This window comes from Shinella sp. GW821-FHT11G07 (genome assembly GCF_058808115.1).
The window spans coordinates 578,165-597,063 of record NZ_JBXARJ010000001.1 but is presented as its reverse complement, the minus strand read 5'-3'; the positions used below and the strand labels follow the sequence as shown (position 1 = coordinate 597,063).

At 62.1% G+C, this 18,899-nt stretch carries 21 protein-coding genes; 17 read left to right on the top strand and 4 right to left on the bottom strand.

Features of this window, described 5'->3' with window-relative positions; genetic code table 11:
- The first annotated feature begins 15 nt into the window (after window positions 1-15).
- The 5 genes from AC1RT2_RS02685 to AC1RT2_RS02665 all read left to right on the top strand — a co-directional run bounded on the left by AC1RT2_RS02685 (window position 16) and on the right by AC1RT2_RS02665 (window position 3,805).
- A complete protein-coding gene (locus AC1RT2_RS02685) occupies window positions 16-1,203 on the top strand; it encodes a saccharopine dehydrogenase family protein (RefSeq protein WP_493099239.1) in 1,188 nt (395 codons plus the stop codon).
- Between the two features lie 160 nt (window positions 1,204-1,363).
- Window positions 1,364-1,525 (top strand): hypothetical protein, encoded by a 162-nt coding sequence (locus AC1RT2_RS02680; RefSeq protein WP_493099237.1) that lies wholly within the window; start codon window positions 1,364-1,366, stop codon window positions 1,523-1,525.
- Between the two features lie 105 nt (window positions 1,526-1,630).
- Window positions 1,631-2,326 (top strand): helix-turn-helix transcriptional regulator, encoded by a 696-nt coding sequence (locus AC1RT2_RS02675; RefSeq protein ID WP_493099235.1) that lies wholly within the window; start codon window positions 1,631-1,633, stop codon window positions 2,324-2,326.
- Between the two features lie 64 nt (window positions 2,327-2,390).
- Complete coding sequence (locus AC1RT2_RS02670) at window positions 2,391-2,765, top strand: VOC family protein (protein WP_493099233.1); 375 nt, start codon at window positions 2,391-2,393, stop codon at window positions 2,763-2,765.
- 122 nt (window positions 2,766-2,887) lie between these two features.
- The gene (locus AC1RT2_RS02665; protein ID WP_493099231.1) at window positions 2,888-3,805 is read left to right on the top strand and encodes a LysR family transcriptional regulator; all 918 of its coding nucleotides are present in this window, start codon (window positions 2,888-2,890) and stop codon (window positions 3,803-3,805) included.
- On the opposite strand, the gene AC1RT2_RS02660 is transcribed toward AC1RT2_RS02665, so the two are convergent.
- Both AC1RT2_RS02660 and AC1RT2_RS02655 read right to left on the bottom strand, forming a co-directional pair.
- Window positions 3,790-4,098 carry a putative quinol monooxygenase gene (locus tag AC1RT2_RS02660; protein ID WP_493099229.1) on the bottom strand — a complete coding sequence of 103 codons (309 nt, stop codon included), beginning with the start codon at window positions 4,096-4,098 and terminating at the stop codon, window positions 3,790-3,792. The genes AC1RT2_RS02665 and AC1RT2_RS02660 overlap by 16 nt on opposite strands.
- Window positions 4,099-4,117: 19 nt before the next feature.
- The gene (locus tag AC1RT2_RS02655) at window positions 4,118-5,131 is read right to left on the bottom strand and encodes a zinc-binding alcohol dehydrogenase family protein (RefSeq protein WP_493099227.1); all 1,014 of its coding nucleotides are present in this window, start codon (window positions 5,129-5,131) and stop codon (window positions 4,118-4,120) included.
- A 375-nt stretch (window positions 5,132-5,506) separates the two neighbouring features.
- Between AC1RT2_RS02655 and AC1RT2_RS02650 the strand changes: the two genes are divergently transcribed.
- Window positions 5,507-6,664, top strand: a complete 1,158-nt coding sequence (locus tag AC1RT2_RS02650; protein ID WP_493099225.1) for a CaiB/BaiF CoA transferase family protein — start codon at window positions 5,507-5,509, stop codon at window positions 6,662-6,664.
- Window positions 6,661-7,797 (top strand): type 2 periplasmic-binding domain-containing protein, encoded by a 1,137-nt coding sequence (locus tag AC1RT2_RS02645; protein WP_493099223.1) that lies wholly within the window; start codon window positions 6,661-6,663, stop codon window positions 7,795-7,797. The genes AC1RT2_RS02650 and AC1RT2_RS02645 overlap by 4 nt, the downstream gene beginning before the upstream one ends.
- A gap of 176 nt (window positions 7,798-7,973) precedes the next feature.
- On the opposite strand, the gene AC1RT2_RS02640 is transcribed toward AC1RT2_RS02645, so the two are convergent.
- The gene (locus AC1RT2_RS02640; RefSeq protein ID WP_493099221.1) at window positions 7,974-8,501 is read right to left on the bottom strand and encodes a MaoC family dehydratase; all 528 of its coding nucleotides are present in this window, start codon (window positions 8,499-8,501) and stop codon (window positions 7,974-7,976) included.
- 60 nt (window positions 8,502-8,561) lie between these two features.
- Window positions 8,562-9,347, bottom strand: coding sequence for an IclR family transcriptional regulator (locus tag AC1RT2_RS02635; protein ID WP_493099219.1), 786 nt, complete (start codon window positions 9,345-9,347; stop codon window positions 8,562-8,564).
- A 158-nt stretch (window positions 9,348-9,505) separates the two neighbouring features.
- Here AC1RT2_RS02635 and AC1RT2_RS02630 point away from each other — a divergent pair, with 158 nt between their 5' ends.
- From AC1RT2_RS02630 to AC1RT2_RS02585, 10 genes are all read left to right on the top strand, one after another.
- The gene (locus AC1RT2_RS02630; RefSeq protein ID WP_069062609.1) at window positions 9,506-10,816 is read left to right on the top strand and encodes a type 2 periplasmic-binding domain-containing protein; all 1,311 of its coding nucleotides are present in this window, start codon (window positions 9,506-9,508) and stop codon (window positions 10,814-10,816) included.
- Between the two features lie 128 nt (window positions 10,817-10,944).
- Window positions 10,945-11,841, top strand: a complete 897-nt coding sequence (locus AC1RT2_RS02625; protein WP_493099217.1) for a carbohydrate ABC transporter permease — start codon at window positions 10,945-10,947, stop codon at window positions 11,839-11,841.
- 13 nt (window positions 11,842-11,854) lie between these two features.
- On the top strand, window positions 11,855-12,721 hold the full coding sequence (locus tag AC1RT2_RS02620; RefSeq protein WP_069062611.1) for a carbohydrate ABC transporter permease: 867 nt from the start codon (window positions 11,855-11,857) through the stop codon (window positions 12,719-12,721).
- Window positions 12,722-12,724: 3 nt separating this feature from the next.
- Window positions 12,725-13,822: an ABC transporter ATP-binding protein gene (locus AC1RT2_RS02615; RefSeq protein WP_493099215.1), complete on the top strand. Its 1,098-nt coding sequence runs from the start codon at window positions 12,725-12,727 to the stop codon at window positions 13,820-13,822.
- Between the two features lies 1 nt (window position 13,823).
- The gene (locus tag AC1RT2_RS02610) at window positions 13,824-14,942 is read left to right on the top strand and encodes a mandelate racemase/muconate lactonizing enzyme family protein (protein ID WP_493099213.1); all 1,119 of its coding nucleotides are present in this window, start codon (window positions 13,824-13,826) and stop codon (window positions 14,940-14,942) included.
- A gap of 3 nt (window positions 14,943-14,945) precedes the next feature.
- Window positions 14,946-15,275 carry an L-rhamnose mutarotase gene (locus AC1RT2_RS02605; protein WP_493099211.1) on the top strand — a complete coding sequence of 110 codons (330 nt, stop codon included), beginning with the start codon at window positions 14,946-14,948 and terminating at the stop codon, window positions 15,273-15,275.
- Window positions 15,268-16,338: a Gfo/Idh/MocA family protein gene (locus AC1RT2_RS02600; protein WP_493099209.1), complete on the top strand. Its 1,071-nt coding sequence runs from the start codon at window positions 15,268-15,270 to the stop codon at window positions 16,336-16,338. Before AC1RT2_RS02605 ends, AC1RT2_RS02600 begins: the two co-directional genes overlap by 8 nt.
- Before the next feature lie 13 nt (window positions 16,339-16,351).
- Entirely contained in the window at window positions 16,352-16,801 is a 450-nt protein-coding gene (locus AC1RT2_RS02595) for a MaoC/PaaZ C-terminal domain-containing protein (protein WP_493099207.1), read from the top strand.
- A 20-nt stretch (window positions 16,802-16,821) separates the two neighbouring features.
- Window positions 16,822-17,556, top strand: coding sequence for an SDR family oxidoreductase (locus AC1RT2_RS02590; RefSeq protein WP_493099205.1), 735 nt, complete (start codon window positions 16,822-16,824; stop codon window positions 17,554-17,556).
- Window positions 17,557-17,617: 61 nt separating this feature from the next.
- Complete coding sequence (locus AC1RT2_RS02585; protein WP_493099203.1) at window positions 17,618-18,895, top strand: L-fuconate dehydratase; 1,278 nt, start codon at window positions 17,618-17,620, stop codon at window positions 18,893-18,895.
- Window positions 18,896-18,899: the final 4 nt, after the last annotated feature.

Below are 18,899 nucleotides of genomic sequence, written 5' to 3'. Positions count from 1 at the left end.
TTTGAGGAAAAGACAATGATCATCACTCTTCTCGGCGGTGCGGGCTTCATGGGCGCCGGCATCGTGCGCGATCTCGTTTCTGACCGCGCCATCATCGACATCACGACCATCCGCCTCTGCGATGCCGCACGGGAAAAGATGGAGGCGCTGGCGAGCGAACTCGGCGACCCGCGCATTACGCTCGTCGATCTCGATGTGTCAAATCCGGAAGCGCTGAATGCGGCGATCGCCGGCGCAGATATCTGCATCAACTGCGTGCCGACCCTGCTCGGTTTCCAGATGACGATCTTCGACGCCGCACTCGCGCTCAAGGTGGCCTATATGGACCTCGGCGGCCTCGGCACCTACACGGTCAAGCAAATTGCCCAGCATGAGCGCTTCAAGGCGGCCGGCGTGCCGGCGGTCATCGGCTGTGGTGCGGATCCCGGCATGTCGAACGTCATCTGCCGGGCAGTGGCCGATGAACTGGACGAGATCGACAAGATCAATCTCTACTGGGCGGCGGAACTGGTCGGAGACGAGAACCCGGTGCTTGTGCCGCCCTACAGCGTGTCGACCGTGCTTGCCGAATACGCCCATGCGAGCACGCAGTTTTACGGCGGTAAACATGTCGAATGCGCGCCGATGAGCGGCAGCGAGTTCCTCGATCTGCCGGAACCATGGGGCCGCTGCGAATTCATGCATTCCCCGCATTCCGAGCAGCTGACGGTGCCGCTTGCCAATGGCATCCGCGAGAAGGGCATCAAGGAGTTTTCCTGGAAGCTCCATCTGCCGCACCGCGAGCATGAGGCCTGGGTCGGCCTGGTGAAGGCTGGCTTCGGCGATTTTGACGAGCCGGTGGAAATCGGCGGAGTCAAGGTCAAGCCCCTTGACGTGCTGAACAAGGTGATCGAGCGCAACATCCGCAAAAACGCGGAAAAAATCCCGACACAGGACAGCCATGAGATCCATTTCGCGATCGGCCGCGGCCGAAAGGATGGGGTGGAACGCACCGTGCGCGTCGAGGTCACGGTATCACCGGACCCGATGTATGCACTCTATGTCGATGCCTGCACCTCGATGAATGCATCCATCGCCGCCCAGCTCATCCTGTCCATGCCGAGGAAACCGGGTGTCCATGCACCGGAAAGCTATTTCGACATCGCTAGCTATTTCCCGGAGCTGGAAAAGCGGAAATTCCATATCGCCAAGACCGTCACGTAACGGGCGTGTGAAATGCCTGTTTACGAGTGTGGCGAAATTGAGAAAAAATACCCTACCAATCTTATAGGGATAATATATAAATAGTCCCAGAGAACGGGCGGGCATGGGTGGCCGTCCAGGAGAGACCGGAAATTCGGCCTCCACAGCAAGGGATGATGGCATGAGCAGTACGAAACTCGGCGGCGGTTCTACGTTTGGTTCCTACAGCGCGATCAATGATCGCCGTGCCCGCCGCGCAGAGCGGCAGGTTCTCTTGAACAACATCATCGTCGCCGGTGCTTTCCTCTTCGTCAGTGCAGTGGTTTTCGGCCTCGTCGGCTGAATTTTCTCCCCCGCTTTTTTAGGCCGAGCATGATCGTGTTTCATGCTCCCATCATATCCGGCTGCTGCCATTGTCTGGCAACGGATATGCGCTAGACATTGTGCCATGTCTCGCTCCCAACGCCTGTTTGATCTGCTGCAAGTCTTGCGTCGCCATCGCCGGCCCGTGAGCGGCAGGGCGTTGGCGGAAGAGACCGGCGTGAGTTTGCGCACGCTTTACCGCGACATTGCCAGTCTTCAGGCGCAGGGCGCCGATATCGAAGGCGAACCGGGTCTGGGATACGTCCTAAAACCGGGATTTCTGCTGCCGCCGCTGATGTTCACGCCGGAAGAGATCGAGGCACTGGTTCTCGGCACGCGTTGGGTTGCGCAGCGCGCCGACAGCCACCTTCAAGGTGCCGCCCGCAACGCTCTCGCTCGCATTTCCGCCGTCCTGCCACCAGAACTGCGCACCGAACTGGAAACGTCGCCCCTGCTCATAGGTCCCGGCGATAGGCTCCCAACCGGCCGCGTCGATCTTTCCATTCTGCGCCGTGCGATCCGGGCGGAACGCAAAGTGTCAATCATCTATCGCACTGGCGGAGGAGAGCCTTCGGCACGGGTTGTGTGGCCCTTTGCACTCTCGTTTTTCGATCATGCCCGCGTCGTCATCACTTGGTGCGAATTGCGAAACGGATTTCGTCACTTTCGCACCGATCGTATTGAAACGGCTGAAGTGCTGGAAGACCGGTACCCGAAACGACGGCAGGCACTGCTGCGCGCCTGGCGGGACGCGGAGGGCGTTCCCACCCGCGATGTATGATGCTGCCAAAAACTGACAGCATGAACGGTTAGAACCACCCTGTCTTCAAACACAGGAGGTTTTCATGACCGGCAATAACAGCATTCTTCTCTACGTAGCGGACGCCGAGGCAAGCGCCCGTTACTTCACCCGCCTGCTTGGCCTGGAGCCCGTGGAGGCCAGCCCAACCTTTGCGATGTTCCGGCTTTCCTCGGGGCTTGGGCTTGGTCTCTGGGGCCGGGTCGGTGTGGAACCAGCGCCCATTGCAGCAGGCGGTGGCTGCGAAATTGCCTTCCGGGTGGCCGATGCGGCCGCAGTCGATACGCACTACCGGGATTGGTCTGGCAAGGGGGCCGATATCCTCATGCCGCCGACGGATCTGGAGTTCGGTCCCAGCTTCGTCGCGACGGATCGTGATGGGCACCGGCTGCGCGTCTATGCCGTCGCCGATGAAGGCTGAATCGTCTTCGCCTCCGGCCGGTCCACATTGGACGCTGTGAGGAGATCATGCAGCCTTGCCCGCTTGCGGTAACACCCGATAATTGCTTTGGTCCGCTGGACATAATTCGGGATAATCGATCAATGCTGCTTGAAAACCTCTCGCTCTTCCTGCGCATCGTCGAAAAGGGCGGGCTTGCCGTGGCGGGGCGTGAGGTTGGACTTTCGCCCGCCACCGTTTCCGAACGGCTGGCCGCGCTGGAGGCCTATTACGGCGCGGCGCTGCTGACCCGCACCACGCGTGCCATCAGCCTGACCGACGAAGGGCGGGCGCTCGTCGAAGGCGCGCGGCGCCTGCTGGCGGAGGCGGAGGAGATGGAAAGCCGCGTGCGGCACGGGGCGAATGTTATTTCCGGGCCGATCCGGCTGAGCGCGCCGGAAGACCTTGGCCGGCGCCTGCTCGTTCCGGTGATCGATGCTTTCCTGGAGGAGCATCCCGCCGTCACGGTCGATATCAACCTCACGGACGGGAATGTCGACCTTGTCGGGCAGGGCATGGATTTCGCGATCCGGCATGGCGTTCTGGCGGATAGCAGCCTGCGGGCAAAACCGCTGGGCGAGAACCGCCGCATCGTCTGCGCATCACCCGCCTATCTCGGCGCCCACGGCGTGCCGCAGCATCCGGACGACCTAGCGCGACACGACTGCATCGTCATGCGCTTCGGACAGAACATCGATCGTGAATGGTCCTTCGTCATCGATGGCATGGTACGCAAGGTCGCCGTGCGTGGCCGGCGCGTGGCGAATGACGGCGGGCTTGTGCGGCACTGGTGCCGCGAGGGCCGCGGTATCGCGCTCAAATCGATCCGCGACGTGGATGCGGACCTGGCCTCCGGTGCGCTGGTCGAGCTGCTCAAGGATTTTTCCGCCGGCAGCACGGCGCTGCAGATCGTCTATCCACCGAGCGCGGTGCAGCCGCGGCGGGTGCGGCTGTTGATCGATCGCATCGCCGCGGCGCTGTCTCCAGGCCGCGGCGCGGTGTTCGGTCAGGGCGATACCTGATCCATGTAGATCAGGCGCAGCGGTTCTTCGAGCAGATCGTCGATCGTGGCGGCGAACGCCTGGAAATACGGCGCGGCAATATGCTCGTCGAGCGCGGCCTGGTTGGTAAAGGCCTCGCGCATGTAGAAGGTGCCAGGGTCGTCGCGGAGTTCAAACAGCACGTAGTCGAGATTGCCGGCCTCCGCCCGCGTCGGTTCGATGAGAGCGAGCAATCCTTGCCGTAGCGCTTCCCGCTTGCCGGGCTTCGCCTTCAAAACCGCAAGGGCGATGAGCTTTTCGGTCGATATCGTCATGATGTCTCCTCTCATGCGCTCAGAAACCGGCGAGCACGATCTTGCCCTTGGCCCTGCCGGACTCGATGAGGGCATGGGCGCGCTTGAGATTGGCCGCATTGATGGCGCCAAAATTCTCGTTGAGTGTTGACTTGATCTTGCCGGTATCGACGAGGTCACTGATGCGGTTCAGCAGGTCGTGCTGCTTCTCGATATCGGCGGTGGCAAAGAGCGAGCGGGTGAACATCAACTCCCAATGCAGCGAGATCGATTTGCGCTTCAGTGGCAAGGCGCTGAGCTCCTTCGGGTCGTCGATCAGGCCGAACCGACCCTGCGGCGCGATCAGTTCGACGATCTCGCCGAGATGATCTTGGGTGTTGGTGGTGGAGAAGACGAAAGCGGGCTCACCGAGGCCGAGCGCCTCGACCTGCGCAGCCAGCGGCTTGCGGTGATCGATCACATGGTGCGCGCCGAGCGACTTCACCCACTCCTGCGTCTCCGGCCGGGAGGCCGTGGCGATGACCGTCAGGTCCGTCAGCGCCCGAGCGATCTGGATCGCGATCGAGCCGACGCCGCCGGCACCGCCGATGATGACGATGGCGTTTGCGGCGCCGGGCACGGGCCGGGTGACGTCCAGCCGGTCAAACAGCATTTCCCAGGCGGTGATCGAGGTCAGCGGCAGGGCAGCGGCAGATGGGAAATCGAGGGTTTCCGGCTTTTTCCCGACGATGCGCTCATCGACGAGATGGAATTCGGCATTCGTACCCGAGCGATTGATGGCGCCGGCATAGAAGACTGCGTCACCCGGCTTGAACAATGTTGCATCCGGCCCGACCGCGGTGACCACACCGGCGGCATCCCAGCCGAGGACCTTCCATTCCTCATCCGCAGGCTTTGCCGAGGCACGGATCTTGGTGTCGACCGGGTTGACCGAAACGGCCTTCACGGCGACGAGGATGTCGCGCCCGGCCGGCTCCGGCCTCGGCAGATCGAAATCGACAAGGGCGGTTGCGGCGTCGATGGGTTGCGGGTTCTGGTAGCCGATGGCTCGCATGGTGAAGCTCCTGATTGGCGTTTAAAAGGGTCAGATGGCGCGGGCGCTGCCTTCGATGTCGACGACGCTACCGTTCATGAAGGGAATGTCGCGTGATCTCATCGTGGCATTGTCGAGTTGCATGTGTGGTTCCCCTCTTAGCTTGGCAATACACTTTGCGCGCAGCGCGTATAATCCGGCGCGAAACAAAATAATAATTCGGCTTTTCCGTTGATTGTCCGCGAGCCTGACCTCGGATGCTCCAAGCTTAGCGTATCCGAAGCCATCGAGCGATGAGCTCGCCACAAGGCTTGAAACGAAAACTCACATATGAAATAATAATTCAAATAAGAATGAAATCATGATCGGCTGTCATCACGGCTGGAGGATATGTGAATGCAGGATGATACCGAGCTGCTGGCCGGCCTGACCGTGCTCGATATGAGCCAGTTTCTCTCCGGCCCCTATTGTTCGCTGCGATTGCTCGATCTGGGTGCGCGGGTCATCAAGATCGAGCGTCCGGATGGCGGCGACCTTTCGCGCCGGCTCTATCTCAGCGACACGGAGGTCGGTGGCGACTCGACGCTGTTCCATGCCATCAATCGCGGCAAGGAAAGCCTCGGCGTCGACCTCAAGAACCCGGACGATCTTGCCTTTCTGCGCTCGCTCATTGCGAAGGCCGATGTGCTGATCCAGAATTTCCGGCCGGGCGTCATCGAACGCCTTGGTCTCGATTACGAAGCGGTGAAGGCGATCAATCCTGCCATCGTCTATGCCTCGATCAGCGGCTACGGCGAGGATGGCCCCTGGGTGATGCGGCCGGGGCAGGATCTGCTGGCGCAGGCGCGGTCCGGCCTGATGTGGCTGAACGGCGACGATGAGCAGGGGCCGGTGCCCTTCGGCCTTGCGGTTGCCGACATGTTGGCCGGGGCCAACGCCTGCCAGGGCATTCTGGCGGCTCTCGTGCGGCGCGGGATTTCCGGCAAGGGTGCCTTTATCCAGACGAGCCTACTCGAAAGCCTGGTCGATTTCCAGTTCGAGGTTTTGACAACCCATCTGAATGACGGCGGTCGCCGGCCGAAGCGGGCTGGTTTCCGCAGCGCGCATGCCTATCTCTCCGCACCCTACGGCGTCTATCCGGCGAAGGATGGGTATCTGGCCATCGCCATGACGCCGATCGGCCGCTTGCAGGACCTGTTGCAAATAGAGGCGCTCGCTCCCTTCCGCGATGACAGCAGGGCGTGGTTCACGGCGCGCGACGCCATCAAGCAGATCATCGCCGACCACATCGCGACGGAAACGGTCGACCATTGGCTTTCCATCCTTGAGCCCGCCGATATCTGGTGCTCCAAGGTGCTGGAATGGCCGGAACTGCTTTCGAGTGACGGTTTCCGCATCCTCGACATGTTGCAGACGGTGACGCGCGAGGATGACGTGTCGATCGGCACGACCCGCTGCCCGGTCCGCGTTGATGGTCGCCGGCCATCCGGTGGCCGCGCCGCGCCGCGGGTCGGCGAGCACACCGATCGCATCCGCGCGGAGTTCGCCCGATGAGCACGGTTACTCTCAAGGGTATGACCTGGAGCCATCCGCGGGGTTACGACCCGATGGTGGCCTGCTCGGACGATTGGTTGCAGAAGACGGGCGTTGTCGTCGAATGGGACAAGCGTTCGCTTCAGGATTTCGAGAGCTTTCCGGTCGAGGAGCTTGCGCGCCGCTACGATCTCATCGTGATCGACCACCCGCATGTCGGCCAGATCACCGCGGAAAACTGCCTCGCTCCGCTGGATGTGCCAGGCTACGAGGCGGCTTTCGCTACTCTGGCGGAAGGATCGGTCGGGGCATCGTTCCCAAGCTATCATTGGCAGGGCCATCAGTGGGCTTTCCCGATCGATGCCGCCACACAAGTGCTCGCCTTTCGGCCGGATCGATTGGGCACGGCGCCGACGGCATGGGCAGATGTTGTCGACCTTGCGCGGGGCGGGGAGGTGTTGCTTCCCCTGCGGCCGCCGCATTCGTTGATGTGTCTGTTCACGCTGTGCGGCAATCTCGGTCGACCCTGTTCGGTGGAGCAAGGCCATCCTTTCGTCGACGCGGAAATCGGCGTGCAAGCGATCGAGATGATCCGGGAACTGGCAGTGCTCACCGATCCCGCCTGTACCGGCATGGATCCGATCGCCGTGCTGGACCGCATGGGCGAGGAGGGGTCGCGCTACAGTCTGGCGCCATTGATCTACGGCTATGTCAGCTATTCACTGGAAGGCTTCCGGGCGAACCGCATCGCCTTCGCCGACATGCCGGTTGCCGGCACCAGCGGACCCAGAGGGTCAGCGCTAGGGGGCACGGGCATTGCCGTTTCAGCTTTTTCTGCGAACCACAAGGCGGCTATCGACTTTGCCTATTGGATTGCCGGTGGGGCGGTGCAGGCCGATCGCTACTGGCGATCCGGTGGCCAGCCCGGCCATGCAGCGGGTTGGGAGGATGACGCAGTCAACGCCGCGACGCTTGGCTTCCACCGCAATACGCGCCGAACACTGGAGGGTGCCTGGCTGCGGCCACGGCACGATGGCTATATGCCGTTCCAGGAGGCCGCTTCCCAACGCATCAACCAGGCGGTGACGAGCCGGGAACCGGCGGCGACGGCAATTGCCGATCTCAATGCGCTCTTCGTGAAGAGTTTCCGCTAAAGAAGGCGCGCTGATGCACCCAGATTCCTAAAGAGCCGCCAAACCTCTCCTTCGTCATGGTCGGGCCTGACCCGACCATCCATGAGCTTTTGAGAAATCTGGGTCTCGGCTCGAGGCCGAGGATGGCGTCGAGGGTAGGGCGATATTTGCCAACACCCTGCACGCTTGCGCGTCCCTCAAGCCGGAGGTTTGCCGTCCCGGTATCGTACGGTCTGGATGTGCTCGCAATAGAGCACCAACTCGCCTTCGCCCTTGAAAACTTCATAGGATGCGCGGATGAGGCCGAGGTCGTCGTACTTCGGCTGTTTGTCGAGATTGGTGCGGATCGTGTAGATCGTATCGCCAATGAAGACGGGCTTGATGAAGCGCAGGCGGTCGTAGCCGTAGGAGAAGGCGTTGACGCAATTGGTCGCCACCAGCCCGAGCCCGGCCGAAAATACGAAGGCGCCCGCAACGAGGCGGCGGCCGAACAGGCCTTCGGTCTCGGCAAAAATCTGGTCGCCGACATAGGGGTGCATGTCGAGCACCAGCGCGTTGAACTGCATCGATTCGCCTTCCGAGATGGTGCGGCGCAGCGAGCGGATTTTGTGGCCGATCTCGAAATCCTCGTAGAACCAGTTTTCCGCGTTCCAGACCGGCAGCGCCGCATGGGCCTCCGGCATGGTCCTCGGGTGGGTGCTCTCGATTCCAACGGTCGATGTCATGCGGGCCTCCTCTGAACGAGAGGAAGCTGCCACATGGGAATGGATTATTCAAATACGAATTTATGTTTCGGTAGTGAAGCCGGCGCCTGCCATCTCGGAAAGCTTGCTGGTCGTCTCGCTGATCAGCTGGATCGTCGTGGAAATGTCGGGGGCGGGTGTGTTGATCAGCGTGATATAGGGCACGGTGAGCGCGGCGATCGCGGTGCCGTCGGCACCGAGCACCGGGGCGGAAAGGTTGATGACGCCTGCAGTCTGGGCGCTCGGCATCATCTCATAGCCGCGCGTGCGGATGAGGTCGAGCCGCGCCAAAAATTCCGGCGTTACGCGCCCGTCCGTGCCGCTGTCGCCGATATGCTCGGCAATCATGCGTTCGCGCTCCTCCGTCGAGCGGAAGGCGAGCAGAACATGGCCGGAGCCTGTGTCGAACAGGCCGATGCGCGAGCCGACGCGGATAGAAATACCCCAGTAGCCCGGCGCCTCCTGCTGGGCGATGACCACCGGATTGCCGCGGTCGAAGACGACGAGCTGGTTGGCCTGGCGCGAGGCTTCCGCAAGCTCGCGCATTAGCGGTACGGCGAAGGAAACAAGGCGGCGCACCGGCGCATGGAGTTGTGCCAGACCGAAGAGTTTCAGGGTCAGCGAGAAGCGGTCGCCATCAATGCGCGTGACGTAGCCGCGCTTCACCAGCCGGTCGAGCATGCGGTAGAATTCGTTCGGGCTGCGATCGAGCCGCTTGGCGATTTCCGCCTGGGTCAGCCCGCCATCGACGGCCGCCAGGAGCTCCAGAATGTCGAGACCCTTGTCGAGCGCCGGCGCCCGGTAGCGATCGTTTTCCTCTTCCGACACCTGAGATCCTCCAGTGAATGAGTAAATTCATATACGCAGAAATAAGGCGTGGCAATGCGGTAAACCGGTTTTCTGCTTGACGAAGAATGAATAATTGGTTTGTATATGAATGAAGCTCTTATTGGTGAGGGCTGGCGAAAGCCACATGGGAGGAGAACATGTCGAGATTTCTAACCGGCGTCGCTGTCGGTGCGTTGATGTGCGCAGGCTCTGCGCTCGCCGCCGATCTGCCCGGAAAATTCGAAGGCGTTACCGTCGATGCAAAGCTCATCGGCGGTCAGCAATATGAAGCGCTCTATGCGCGCATCGCCGAATGGGAGAAGGCGACCGGCGCGAAGGTGAACGTTCTTTCGAAGAAGAACCACTTCGAGCTGGACAAGGAGATCAAGTCGGACATCGCGACCGGCAACATCACCTGGTGCGTCGGCTCGAACCACTCGTCCTTCGCCCCGCAGTATCCGGATATCTATACCGATCTTGCGGCTTTGCTGCCGAAGGAAGAGATCGCTGCCTTCGTGCCGGCCAACATCGCGGCCTCCACGCTCGGCGGCAAGCTGGTGATGCTGCCGCGCGCGCAGTTCGACGTCTCGGCCCTCTACTACCAGAAGAGCCTCTACCAGGACGACGCCAAGAAGGCGGCGTTCAAGGAGAAATACGGCTATGACCTGACCCCGCCGGACACTTGGCAGCAAGTCACCGATCAGGCGACGTTCTTCTCCAATCCGCCGGATTTCTACGGCACGCAATATGCCGGCAAGGAAGAGGCGATCAACGGCCGCTTCTATGAAATGCTGGTCGCCGAAGGCGGCGAGTATCTCGATGCCGATGGCAAGCCGACCTTCAACTCGGAAGCCGGCGTGCGCGCGCTCGACTGGTTCGTCAATCTCTACAAGGCGAAGGCCGTGCCGGTCGGCACGACGAACTATCTGTGGGATGATCTCGGCCAGGGCTTTGCGTCGGGCACGATTGCGGTCAACCTCGACTGGCCTGGCTGGGCGAGCTTCTTCAACGACCCGAAGTCGTCCAAGGTTGCCGGCAATGTCGGCGTGAAGGTGCAGCCGGCCGGTTCTTCCGGCAAGCGTACCGGCTGGTCCGGCCACCACGGCTTCTCGGTCACGGAAAGCTGCGCCAACAAGGAAGCGGCCGCTTCGCTCGCCTGGTTCCTCACCAACGAGGACAGCCAGAAGCTCGAATCGTCTGCCGGTCCGCTGCCGACGCGCACCGCCGTCTGGGAATACAACATCCAGCAGGCCGAAAGCGATCCGTACCGCAAGGAAGTCCTGACTGCCTTCCAGGAGGCGGCAAAACACGCCTTCGCGGTTCCGCAGACGCCGTCGTGGATCGAGATTTCCAACGCCGTCTATCCGGAGCTCCAGGCCGCCATCCTTGGCGACAAGACCTCCAAGGAAGCGCTGGATGCGGCCGCTGAAAAGGCGACGCAGATCCTCGAAGACGCCGGCGCACTCTGATTGCCAAGCGTGGCGCCGGTTCGCCCGGCGCCACGCGCCACCTTTAGTGACATTCTGAAAGACAGGACCGTCTGCCGGCTTCGGCAAGCGGTGTCTTTCCTGCATTCGTGAAGACAGGAGAAGCCGACATGAAAGGCTGGAGGCCACCGGCACCGTTTCTGCTTCTGCTGCCCGCCGTCCTGGTGCTGGCAGCCGTCGTCATCATCCCGTTGATCCTGTCGCTCTATTCGAGCTTCACGCCGTTCCGGCTGACGCAGCCGGCGTCGCTCTACACCTTCATCGGCTTTCGCAACTATGTTCGCATCCTGACGGACCTGGAGTTCTGGACGGCATTCGGCCGGACCGTGCTGTTGCTCACCGTCGCGCTCAATGTCGAAATGCTGCTCGGCCTGGGGCTGGCCATGCTGGTCGAGAAGGCCACGCGCGGCCAGCGCTTGCTGCGCACCATCATGATGTTCCCGATGATGTTCTCGCCGATCCTCGTCGGCTTCCAGTTCAAGTTCATGTTCAACGACAATATCGGCCTCGTGAACAATGCGCTCCAGTCGCTCGGCCTGACGGACCAGGCGGTCCCGTGGCTGATCGATGGCACGCTCGCCTTCACGGCGATCCTCATCGCCGAAGTCTGGTCGTCCACCTCGGTCTTCGCGATCCTCATCCTCGCCGGTCTGCTCGCCATGCCGAAGGAGCCGATCGAGGCGGCGCGCGTCGATGGCTGCACCCCCTGGCAGACCTTCCGCTATGTCACCTGGCCGTTCATCATGCCCTTCGCCTATATCGCCATGACGATCCGTTCGCTCGACGTCGCGCGCGCCTATGACATCGTGAAGATCATGACGGATGGCGGCCCGGCCAAGCGCACTGAACTGCTCTGGACGCTGGTCTCGCGCACGGCTTACGCCGATGCCCGCATGGGCCTTGCTAATGCCATGGCCTATGTCGCGATCCTGCTGTCCATCGTCTTCACCGTCTATTTCTTCCGCAAGCTCTCGGCCGCGCGGACCCAGATTGCAGCCGAATGGTAGGGGGAGTGGTGAGATGAACGAGAACGCAAAAGCCCGCATCAACGGCATCCTTCTGTCGATCGCGCACAAGATCGGTCTGTTCCTGGCGATGGCCGTCATCTGCCTGCCCGGCCTGTGGATCGTACTGGCCTCCTTCCGTCCTACGGTCGAGATTATGGCGAAGCCGCCGGTCTGGATCCCGCAGGACCTCTCCTTCGATGCCTATGTCGCGATGTTTTCCGGCGTGGGGCAGGGTGGTATTCCCGTCATCGAATATTTCCGCAATTCGCTGATCATCTCCGTGACCTCTACGGCGATCGCGCTGGCGCTCGGCATGGCCGGCGGTTACGCCTTCGCCCGCTTCCGTTTTCGGGCAAAATCCTCGATCTTCCTCGGCCTGATGCTGACGCGCACGGTGCCCGGCATCGCGCTCTCGCTGCCGCTGTTCTTCGTCTATTCCAAGCTCGGCATCATCGACACGCATTTCGGGCTGATCATCGCCTATGTGGCGCTCAATGTGCCCTTCACCATCTGGCTGATCGACGGCTTCTTCCGGCAGGTGCCGAAGGATCTGGCAGAAGCCGCGCAGATCGACGGCTGCACGCGCTGGCAGGCGTTCTGGCAGGTGGAGTTTCCGCTCGCTGGCCCCGGCATCGCATCCGCCGGCATCTTCGCCTTCCTCACCTCGTGGAACGAGTTTGCGCTTGCCTCGCAGCTGACCCGTTCCGTCAATTCCAAGACGCTGCCCGTCGGCCTGCTCGACTATACGGCGGAGTTCACCATCGACTGGCGCGGCATGTGCGCGCTGGCGGTGATCATGATCATTCCCGCCCTCGTGCTGACCTTCATCGTGCAGAAGCATCTGGTTTCCGGCCTCACCTCCGGCGCAGTCAAAGGATAATCCATGGCAACCGTTTCCCTTGAAAAGCTGGTCAAGCGCTACGGCGCCGTCGAAGTGGTGCATGGTATCGATCTCGAGGTCGCCGACCGCGAATTCATCGCGCTTGTCGGCCCCTCCGGCTGCGGCAAGTCCACGACGCTGCGCATGATCGCCGGGCTGGAGCCGATTTCTGCGGGCAACCTCAAGATTGGCGGCCGCATCGTCAACGACCTGCCGCCGCGCTCGCGCAACCTTGCCATGGTGTTCCAGTCCTACGCGCTCTATCCGCATATGACGGTGCGCGAGAACATGGGTTTTTCGCTGAAGATCGCCGGCCAGAAGCCGGAGGAGATTGCGCCGCAGGTGGAAGAGGCGGCCAGGACACTCGACCTCACTCACCTGCTCGACCGCCGCCCTTCGCAACTCTCCGGCGGCCAGCGCCAGCGTGTTGCCATGGGCCGCGCCATCGTGCGCAATCCGGAGGTTTTTCTCTTCGACGAACCGCTCTCAAACCTTGATGCGAAGCTGCGTACGCAGATGCGCGTCGAGATCAAGAAGCTGCATGCCAAGGTCCAGTCGACCGTCATCTACGTCACGCACGACCAGGTCGAGGCGATGACGCTGGCCGACCGCATCGTCATCATGCGCGATGGCTATATCGAGCAGGTCGGCACGCCGGAGGATGTCTTCCAGCGCCCGCAGTCTAAATTCGTCGCGGGCTTCATCGGTTCGCCGCCGATGAACCTCAAGGATGCCGAAGTGGCTGACGGCCAGGTGGTCTTTGAAAACGGCGACCGCCTGCCGCTGCCGGCGCGGTTCAAGGAACGCGTGACGGCCGGGCAGAAGGTGACATTTGGTCTCCGCCCGGATGATCTCTACCCTGCCGGCCACGGTATCCATTCCGGCGAGGATGCCGACGTGCACAAGCAGGATCTGCGCGTCATCCTGACGGAACCACTCGGCAACGAGACTCTGGTCTTCTCGGACTATGCCGGCGCGGAATGGGTCGGCCGCATGCTGAACCCGCGGCGGCTTTCGCCCGGTGAGGCGCTGCCGTTCTGCTTCGACCTATCGCAGGCTCATCTTTTCGACCGCGACAGCGGCCGCACCCTGCGAGGCTGACATGGCGACGATCGAACGCGTCGAACTGAAAATGGTCGACCTTCGCCCGAAGGTCGAGCGCACGGATGCCATCCAGAGTTTCGTTTCCCAGGAAACGCCGCTCGTCACCATCACCGACAGCGACGGCGCGGTCGGCACCGGCTACAGCTATACGATCGGCACCGGCGGCTCGTCCGTCATGCGGCTTCTCGCCGATCACCTTGCGCCTCGTCTGCTGGGACGGGATGCCGACCAGATCGAGGCGATCTGGCACGAACTGGAATTCGCCACCCACGCCACGACGATCGGCGCGATCACCTCGATTGCGCTCGCCGCCATCGACACCGCGCTCTGGGACCTGCGCGCCCGAAAACAGAACCTGCCGCTCTGGAAGCTCGCCGGCGGTGCAAAAGACCGTTGCCCGCTCTATACGACGGAAGGCGGCTGGTTGCATATTCCGGTGGAAGCGCTGGTCGAGGATGCGCTGGACGCCAAGGCGAAGGGCTTTTCCGGCTCCAAGGTGAAGATCGGCAAGCCGCACGGGTCCGAGGATTTTGCGCGGCTTTCGGCGGTGCGCAAGGCTGTGGGCGATGGCTACGAGATCCTGACGGACGCCAATCAGGGTTTTAGCGTCGACGAGGCGATCCGTCGGGCAGAACGCCTGCGCGAGCTCGATCTCGGCTGGATCGAAGAACCGCTGCCGGCCGACGATATCGACGGTCATGTCCGTCTCAACCAATCGACCTCGACGCCGATCGCCATCGGTGAATCGCTCTACTCGATCCGCCACTTCCGCGAATACATGCAGAAGGGCGCGTGCTCGATCGTCCAGGTCGACGCCGGCCGTATCGGCGGTATCACGCCCTGGCTGAAGGTGGCGCATGCGGCGGAAGCCTTCGACATGCCGGTCTGCCCGCACTTCCTGATGGAGTTGCATGTCAGCCTCACCTGCGCGGTGCAGAACGGCAAATATGTCGAGTACATCCCGCAGCTCGACGACATTACCACCTCGCGTCTGAAGATCGAGAATGGCATGGCGCTCGCGCCCATGACCGCCGGTCTCGGCATCGACTGGGATTGGGACGCGATCCGCAGCCGCTCGATTTCCGAATTCGAGCGCGAGATCCGCAAGGGAGCCTGAGACATGCAGCGCATCGGCATGGTGATCGGCGTGAAGCCTGAGCAGATCGAAGAATACAAGCGCCTGCACGCCGCCGTCTGGCCGGAGGTGCTGGCGAGGATTTCGGCCTGCAACATCAAAAACTATTCGATCTTCCTGAAGGAGCCGGAAAACCTGCTCTTCTCCTTCTTCGAATACTACGGCACGGATTACGCCGCCGACATGGCGAAGATGGCGGCAGACCCGAAGACGCAGGAATGGTGGGCCGTCTGCATGCCCTGCCAGGCGCCGCTGGAAACGCGCAAGGAAGGTGAATGGTGGGCGGGCATGGAAGAGGTGTTCTTTCATGCCTGACTTCGATCCCAAATCGCTTGTACAGTCCTGGCCTCTGCCGTCGAAACCACGCCCGATCGTCACCTTCGGCGCGGGCTCGATCGTCGGCGACGCGCATTATCCGGCCTATCGCAAGGGCGGCTTCCCGATTGCCGGGCTCTACGATCCGGATCATGACAAGGCGAAGGCGCTCGCTGAAAAGTGGGGTGTCACAGCCTACCGGACCGTCGAGGAAGCAGCCTCCGTCGAGAATGCTATCTTCGATCTCGCCACACCACCAGCCGCGCATGCCAAGGTGCTTGCAGCACTTCCCAATGGCGCGGCAGCGCTGATCCAGAAGCCGATGGGCGCCGATCTCGCCGCGGCGACTGAAATCCTGCATATCTGCCGCGACAAGAAGCTCAAGGCGGCCGTCAACTTCCAGCTCCGCTTCGCGCCGATGATGCTGGCGCTGAAGGATGCCATCGCCAGGGGTTTGCTCGGCGAGGTCGTCGATTTCGACGTCTATCTGGCGCTGGATACGCCATGGCAGCTGTGGTCCTTCCTCGAAGGCCTGCCGCGCATCGAGATCGCCATGCATTCGATCCACTATCTCGACGTGATCCGTCAGGTGTTGGGCGATCCCAAGGGTGTGCACGCCAAGTCGATCGGCCATCCGAACCATAGGATGGCGCAGACCCGCACCACCGCGATCCTGGACTATGGCGATCGCGTGCGCTGCGCGCTGTCGATCAACCACGACCACAAATTCGGTCGTAAGCACCAGGCTTGTGAGTTTCGTGTTTCCGGTACGGAAGGCGCGGCCTATCTCCAACTCGGCGTCAATCTCGACTATCCGCGCGGCGAGCCGGACATTCTCGAAATCTATCCGAATGGCGGCGATGGCTGGGTCGCCGTGCCGCTGCAAGGGACCTGGTTTCCGGATGCCTTCGTCGGCCGCATGGCGAACCTCCAGCGTTTCGTTTCGGGCGAAGACAAGGAACTGGTCTCCTCGGTCGAGGATGCCTGGATGACTATGGCGCTCGTCGAGGCGGCCTACGCCTCCAGCGCCGCGCCCGCCACGCCGCTTGCCGCCCGGCCCTAGACAGGAACAGGACATGGAACAGGTCAAGTATTTCGAGGACTATGCGATCGGCGAGGGCCGCACGACCTACGGCCGAACGATCACGGAAACGGATTTCGTGGTGCATGCCGGCCATACGGGCGACTTCTTCCCGCATCACATGGATGCGGAATTCATGAAGACGCAGCCCTTCGGCCAGCGCATCGCCCATGGCACCATGGTCTTTTCCATCGGCGTCGGGCTGACCGCCAGCGTCATCAATCCGGCCGCCTTCTCCTACGGCTACGATCGCATGCGCTTCATCAAACCCGTCTTCATCGGCGACACCATCCACACCCGCGTGACGATAACGGGCAAGGAGGACGACCCCAAGCGCGCCGGTTCCGGCCGCATCGTCGAGCGCACGGAAGTCATCAATCAAAAGGGTGAGGTCGTACTTGCCGCCGATCACATCTATGTTGTCGAGCGTCGCCCGAACACCTGACATTCTATCGAGGAGTCCACATGTCCCAGTCACTTGAAAACAAGCGCGTCCTCATCACCGCCGCCGGGCAGGGGATCGGCCGGGCGAGCGCGCTCGCCTTTGCTGCCGCAGGCGCCACGGTGATCGCCACCGATATCAATGCCGACGCCCTGAAGAGCCTTGCCGGCGAGGCTAATATCGAAACCTATGTTCTAGACGTCTTGAGCGAAGAGGCCGTCAATCGCGTCGTTTCCGCCACCGGCCCGTTCGACGTGCTCTTCAACTGCGCCGGTTTCGTGCATGCGGGATCGATCCTCGACATGGCGGACAAGGACCTCGACTTTGCCTTCGATCTTAACGTGAGGGCCATGGTGCGCACCATCCGGGCGGTCCTGCCGGCGATGTTGGAGCGCAAGGATGGCGCCATCATCAACATGGCCTCCGTCGCTTCCAGCATGAAGGGTGTGCCGAACCGCGCTGCCTATACCATTACCAAGGCCGCGGTCGTGGGGCTCACCAAGTCGGTCGCGGCCGACTATGTGGCGCAGGGCATCCGCTGCAACGCGATCTGCCCCGGCACCGTCGAAAGCCCGTCGCTGCAGGATCGCCTGAAGGCGCAGGGCGACTACGAGACGGCGCGCGCCGCCTTCATCGCCCGCCAGCCGATCGGCCGCATCGGCACGCCGGAGGAGATCGCCGATCTCGCCGTCTATCTCGCCGGCGCCACCTACACGACCGGTCAGGCCTACGCCATCGATGGCGGCTGGACCATCTAAGACACCTCCGACCGTCGGCAGGACGCCGGCGGCCAACTCGACCACGCCAAGGGCCGCTCCCATGACCAAGATCACCAGCCTTCGCTCGATCGACCTGCGCTTTCCCACCTCCCAGAGCCTCGACGGTTCGGATGCGATGAACCCGGATCCGGACTACTCCGCCGCCTATGTCGTGCTGGGCACCGAAAATGCCGGTCTGGAAGGGCACGGTCTGACCTTCACCATCGGCCGTGGCAACGAGATCTGCTGTGCCGCGATCGATGCAATGAAGCACCTGGTAATTGGCCTCGATCTTGACTGGGTGCGCGAAAACCCCGGCCGCTTCTGGCGCCATGTCACGAGCGACAGCCAGCTCCGCTGGATCGGGCCGGACAAGGGTGCCATGCATCTCGCAACCGGTGCGGTGGTCAACGCGGTGTGGGATCTCCTGGCCAAGGAGGCCGGCAAGCCGGTCTGGCGCCTCGTCGCCGAAATGAGCCCGGAGGAAATCCTTGATATCGTCGATTTCCGCTACCTTACCGACGCCCTGACGCCGGACGAGGCGCTCGCGATCCTGAAAACGGCAGAAGTGGGCAAGGCGGAGCGCATTGTGAAGCTCGAGACGGAAGGTTATCCCTGCTACACGACCTCGGCCGGCTGGCTCGGCTATGGCGACGAGAAGCTGCGTCGGCTTTGCCAGGAAGCCGTCGACCAGGGCTTTACCCATATCAAGATGAAGGTCGGCCGCGATCTTGAAGACGACAAACGGCGCCTGCGCATTGCCCGCGAGGTCATCGGCGATGATCGCTACATGATGATCGATGCCAACCAGGTCTGGGAGGTCGGGCAGGCGATCGATTGGGTGAAGGAACTGAAACCCTACAAGCCGTTCTTCATCGAGGAGCCGACGAGCCCGGACGACGTTGCAGGCCACAAGGCGATCCGCGAGGCGATCCATCCCGTCAAGGTCGCGACAGGCGAGATGTGCCAGAATCGCATCATGTTCAAGCAGTTCATCGCCGAGGGCGCGATCGACATCGTGCAGATCGATTCCTGCCGCATGGGTGGCCTCAACGAAGTGCTCGCCGTGCTGCTGATGGCGGCCAAATTCGACCTGCCGGTCTGGCCGCATGCCGGCGGCGTCGGCCTGTGCGAGTATGTGCAGCACCTGTCGATGATCGACTACATCGCGGTTTCAGGCACCAAGGAAGGCCGGGTGATCGAGTTCGTCGACCATCTGCACGAACATTTCATCGACCCCTGCCGCATCGAGAATGCCGCCTACATGCCGCCCTCGCTGCCGGGTTTTTCCATCGAGATGAAGCCGGAGTCGATCGCGACCTACACGTTCGGCAAGTAGCGGT

Coding starts and splice junctions, on each gene's coding strand:
- AC1RT2_RS02675 (WP_493099235.1), top strand. CDS start 1,631: ATGTCTCGCTCCCAACGCCTGTTTGATCTGCTGCAAGTCTTGCGTCGC.
- AC1RT2_RS02605 (WP_493099211.1), top strand. CDS start 14,946: ATGCAGCGCATCGGCATGGTGATCGGCGTGAAGCCTGAGCAGATCGAA.
- AC1RT2_RS02620 (WP_069062611.1), top strand. CDS start 11,855: ATGAACGAGAACGCAAAAGCCCGCATCAACGGCATCCTTCTGTCGATC.
- AC1RT2_RS02645 (WP_493099223.1), top strand. CDS start 6,661: ATGAGCACGGTTACTCTCAAGGGTATGACCTGGAGCCATCCGCGGGGT.
- AC1RT2_RS02670 (WP_493099233.1), top strand. CDS start 2,391: ATGACCGGCAATAACAGCATTCTTCTCTACGTAGCGGACGCCGAGGCA.
- AC1RT2_RS02630 (WP_069062609.1), top strand. CDS start 9,506: ATGTCGAGATTTCTAACCGGCGTCGCTGTCGGTGCGTTGATGTGCGCA.
- AC1RT2_RS02615 (WP_493099215.1), top strand. CDS start 12,725: ATGGCAACCGTTTCCCTTGAAAAGCTGGTCAAGCGCTACGGCGCCGTC.
- AC1RT2_RS02590 (WP_493099205.1), top strand. CDS start 16,822: ATGTCCCAGTCACTTGAAAACAAGCGCGTCCTCATCACCGCCGCCGGG.
- AC1RT2_RS02595 (WP_493099207.1), top strand. CDS start 16,352: ATGGAACAGGTCAAGTATTTCGAGGACTATGCGATCGGCGAGGGCCGC.
- AC1RT2_RS02625 (WP_493099217.1), top strand. CDS start 10,945: ATGAAAGGCTGGAGGCCACCGGCACCGTTTCTGCTTCTGCTGCCCGCC.
- AC1RT2_RS02585 (WP_493099203.1), top strand. CDS start 17,618: ATGACCAAGATCACCAGCCTTCGCTCGATCGACCTGCGCTTTCCCACC.
- AC1RT2_RS02665 (WP_493099231.1), top strand. CDS start 2,888: ATGCTGCTTGAAAACCTCTCGCTCTTCCTGCGCATCGTCGAAAAGGGC.
- AC1RT2_RS02610 (WP_493099213.1), top strand. CDS start 13,824: ATGGCGACGATCGAACGCGTCGAACTGAAAATGGTCGACCTTCGCCCG.
- AC1RT2_RS02640 (WP_493099221.1), bottom strand. CDS start 8,501: ATGACATCGACCGTTGGAATCGAGAGCACCCACCCGAGGACCATGCCG.
- AC1RT2_RS02685 (WP_493099239.1), top strand. CDS start 16: ATGATCATCACTCTTCTCGGCGGTGCGGGCTTCATGGGCGCCGGCATC.
- AC1RT2_RS02680 (WP_493099237.1), top strand. CDS start 1,364: ATGAGCAGTACGAAACTCGGCGGCGGTTCTACGTTTGGTTCCTACAGC.
- AC1RT2_RS02600 (WP_493099209.1), top strand. CDS start 15,268: ATGCCTGACTTCGATCCCAAATCGCTTGTACAGTCCTGGCCTCTGCCG.
- AC1RT2_RS02655 (WP_493099227.1), bottom strand. CDS start 5,131: ATGCGAGCCATCGGCTACCAGAACCCGCAACCCATCGACGCCGCAACC.
- AC1RT2_RS02650 (WP_493099225.1), top strand. CDS start 5,507: ATGCAGGATGATACCGAGCTGCTGGCCGGCCTGACCGTGCTCGATATG.
- AC1RT2_RS02660 (WP_493099229.1), bottom strand. CDS start 4,098: ATGACGATATCGACCGAAAAGCTCATCGCCCTTGCGGTTTTGAAGGCG.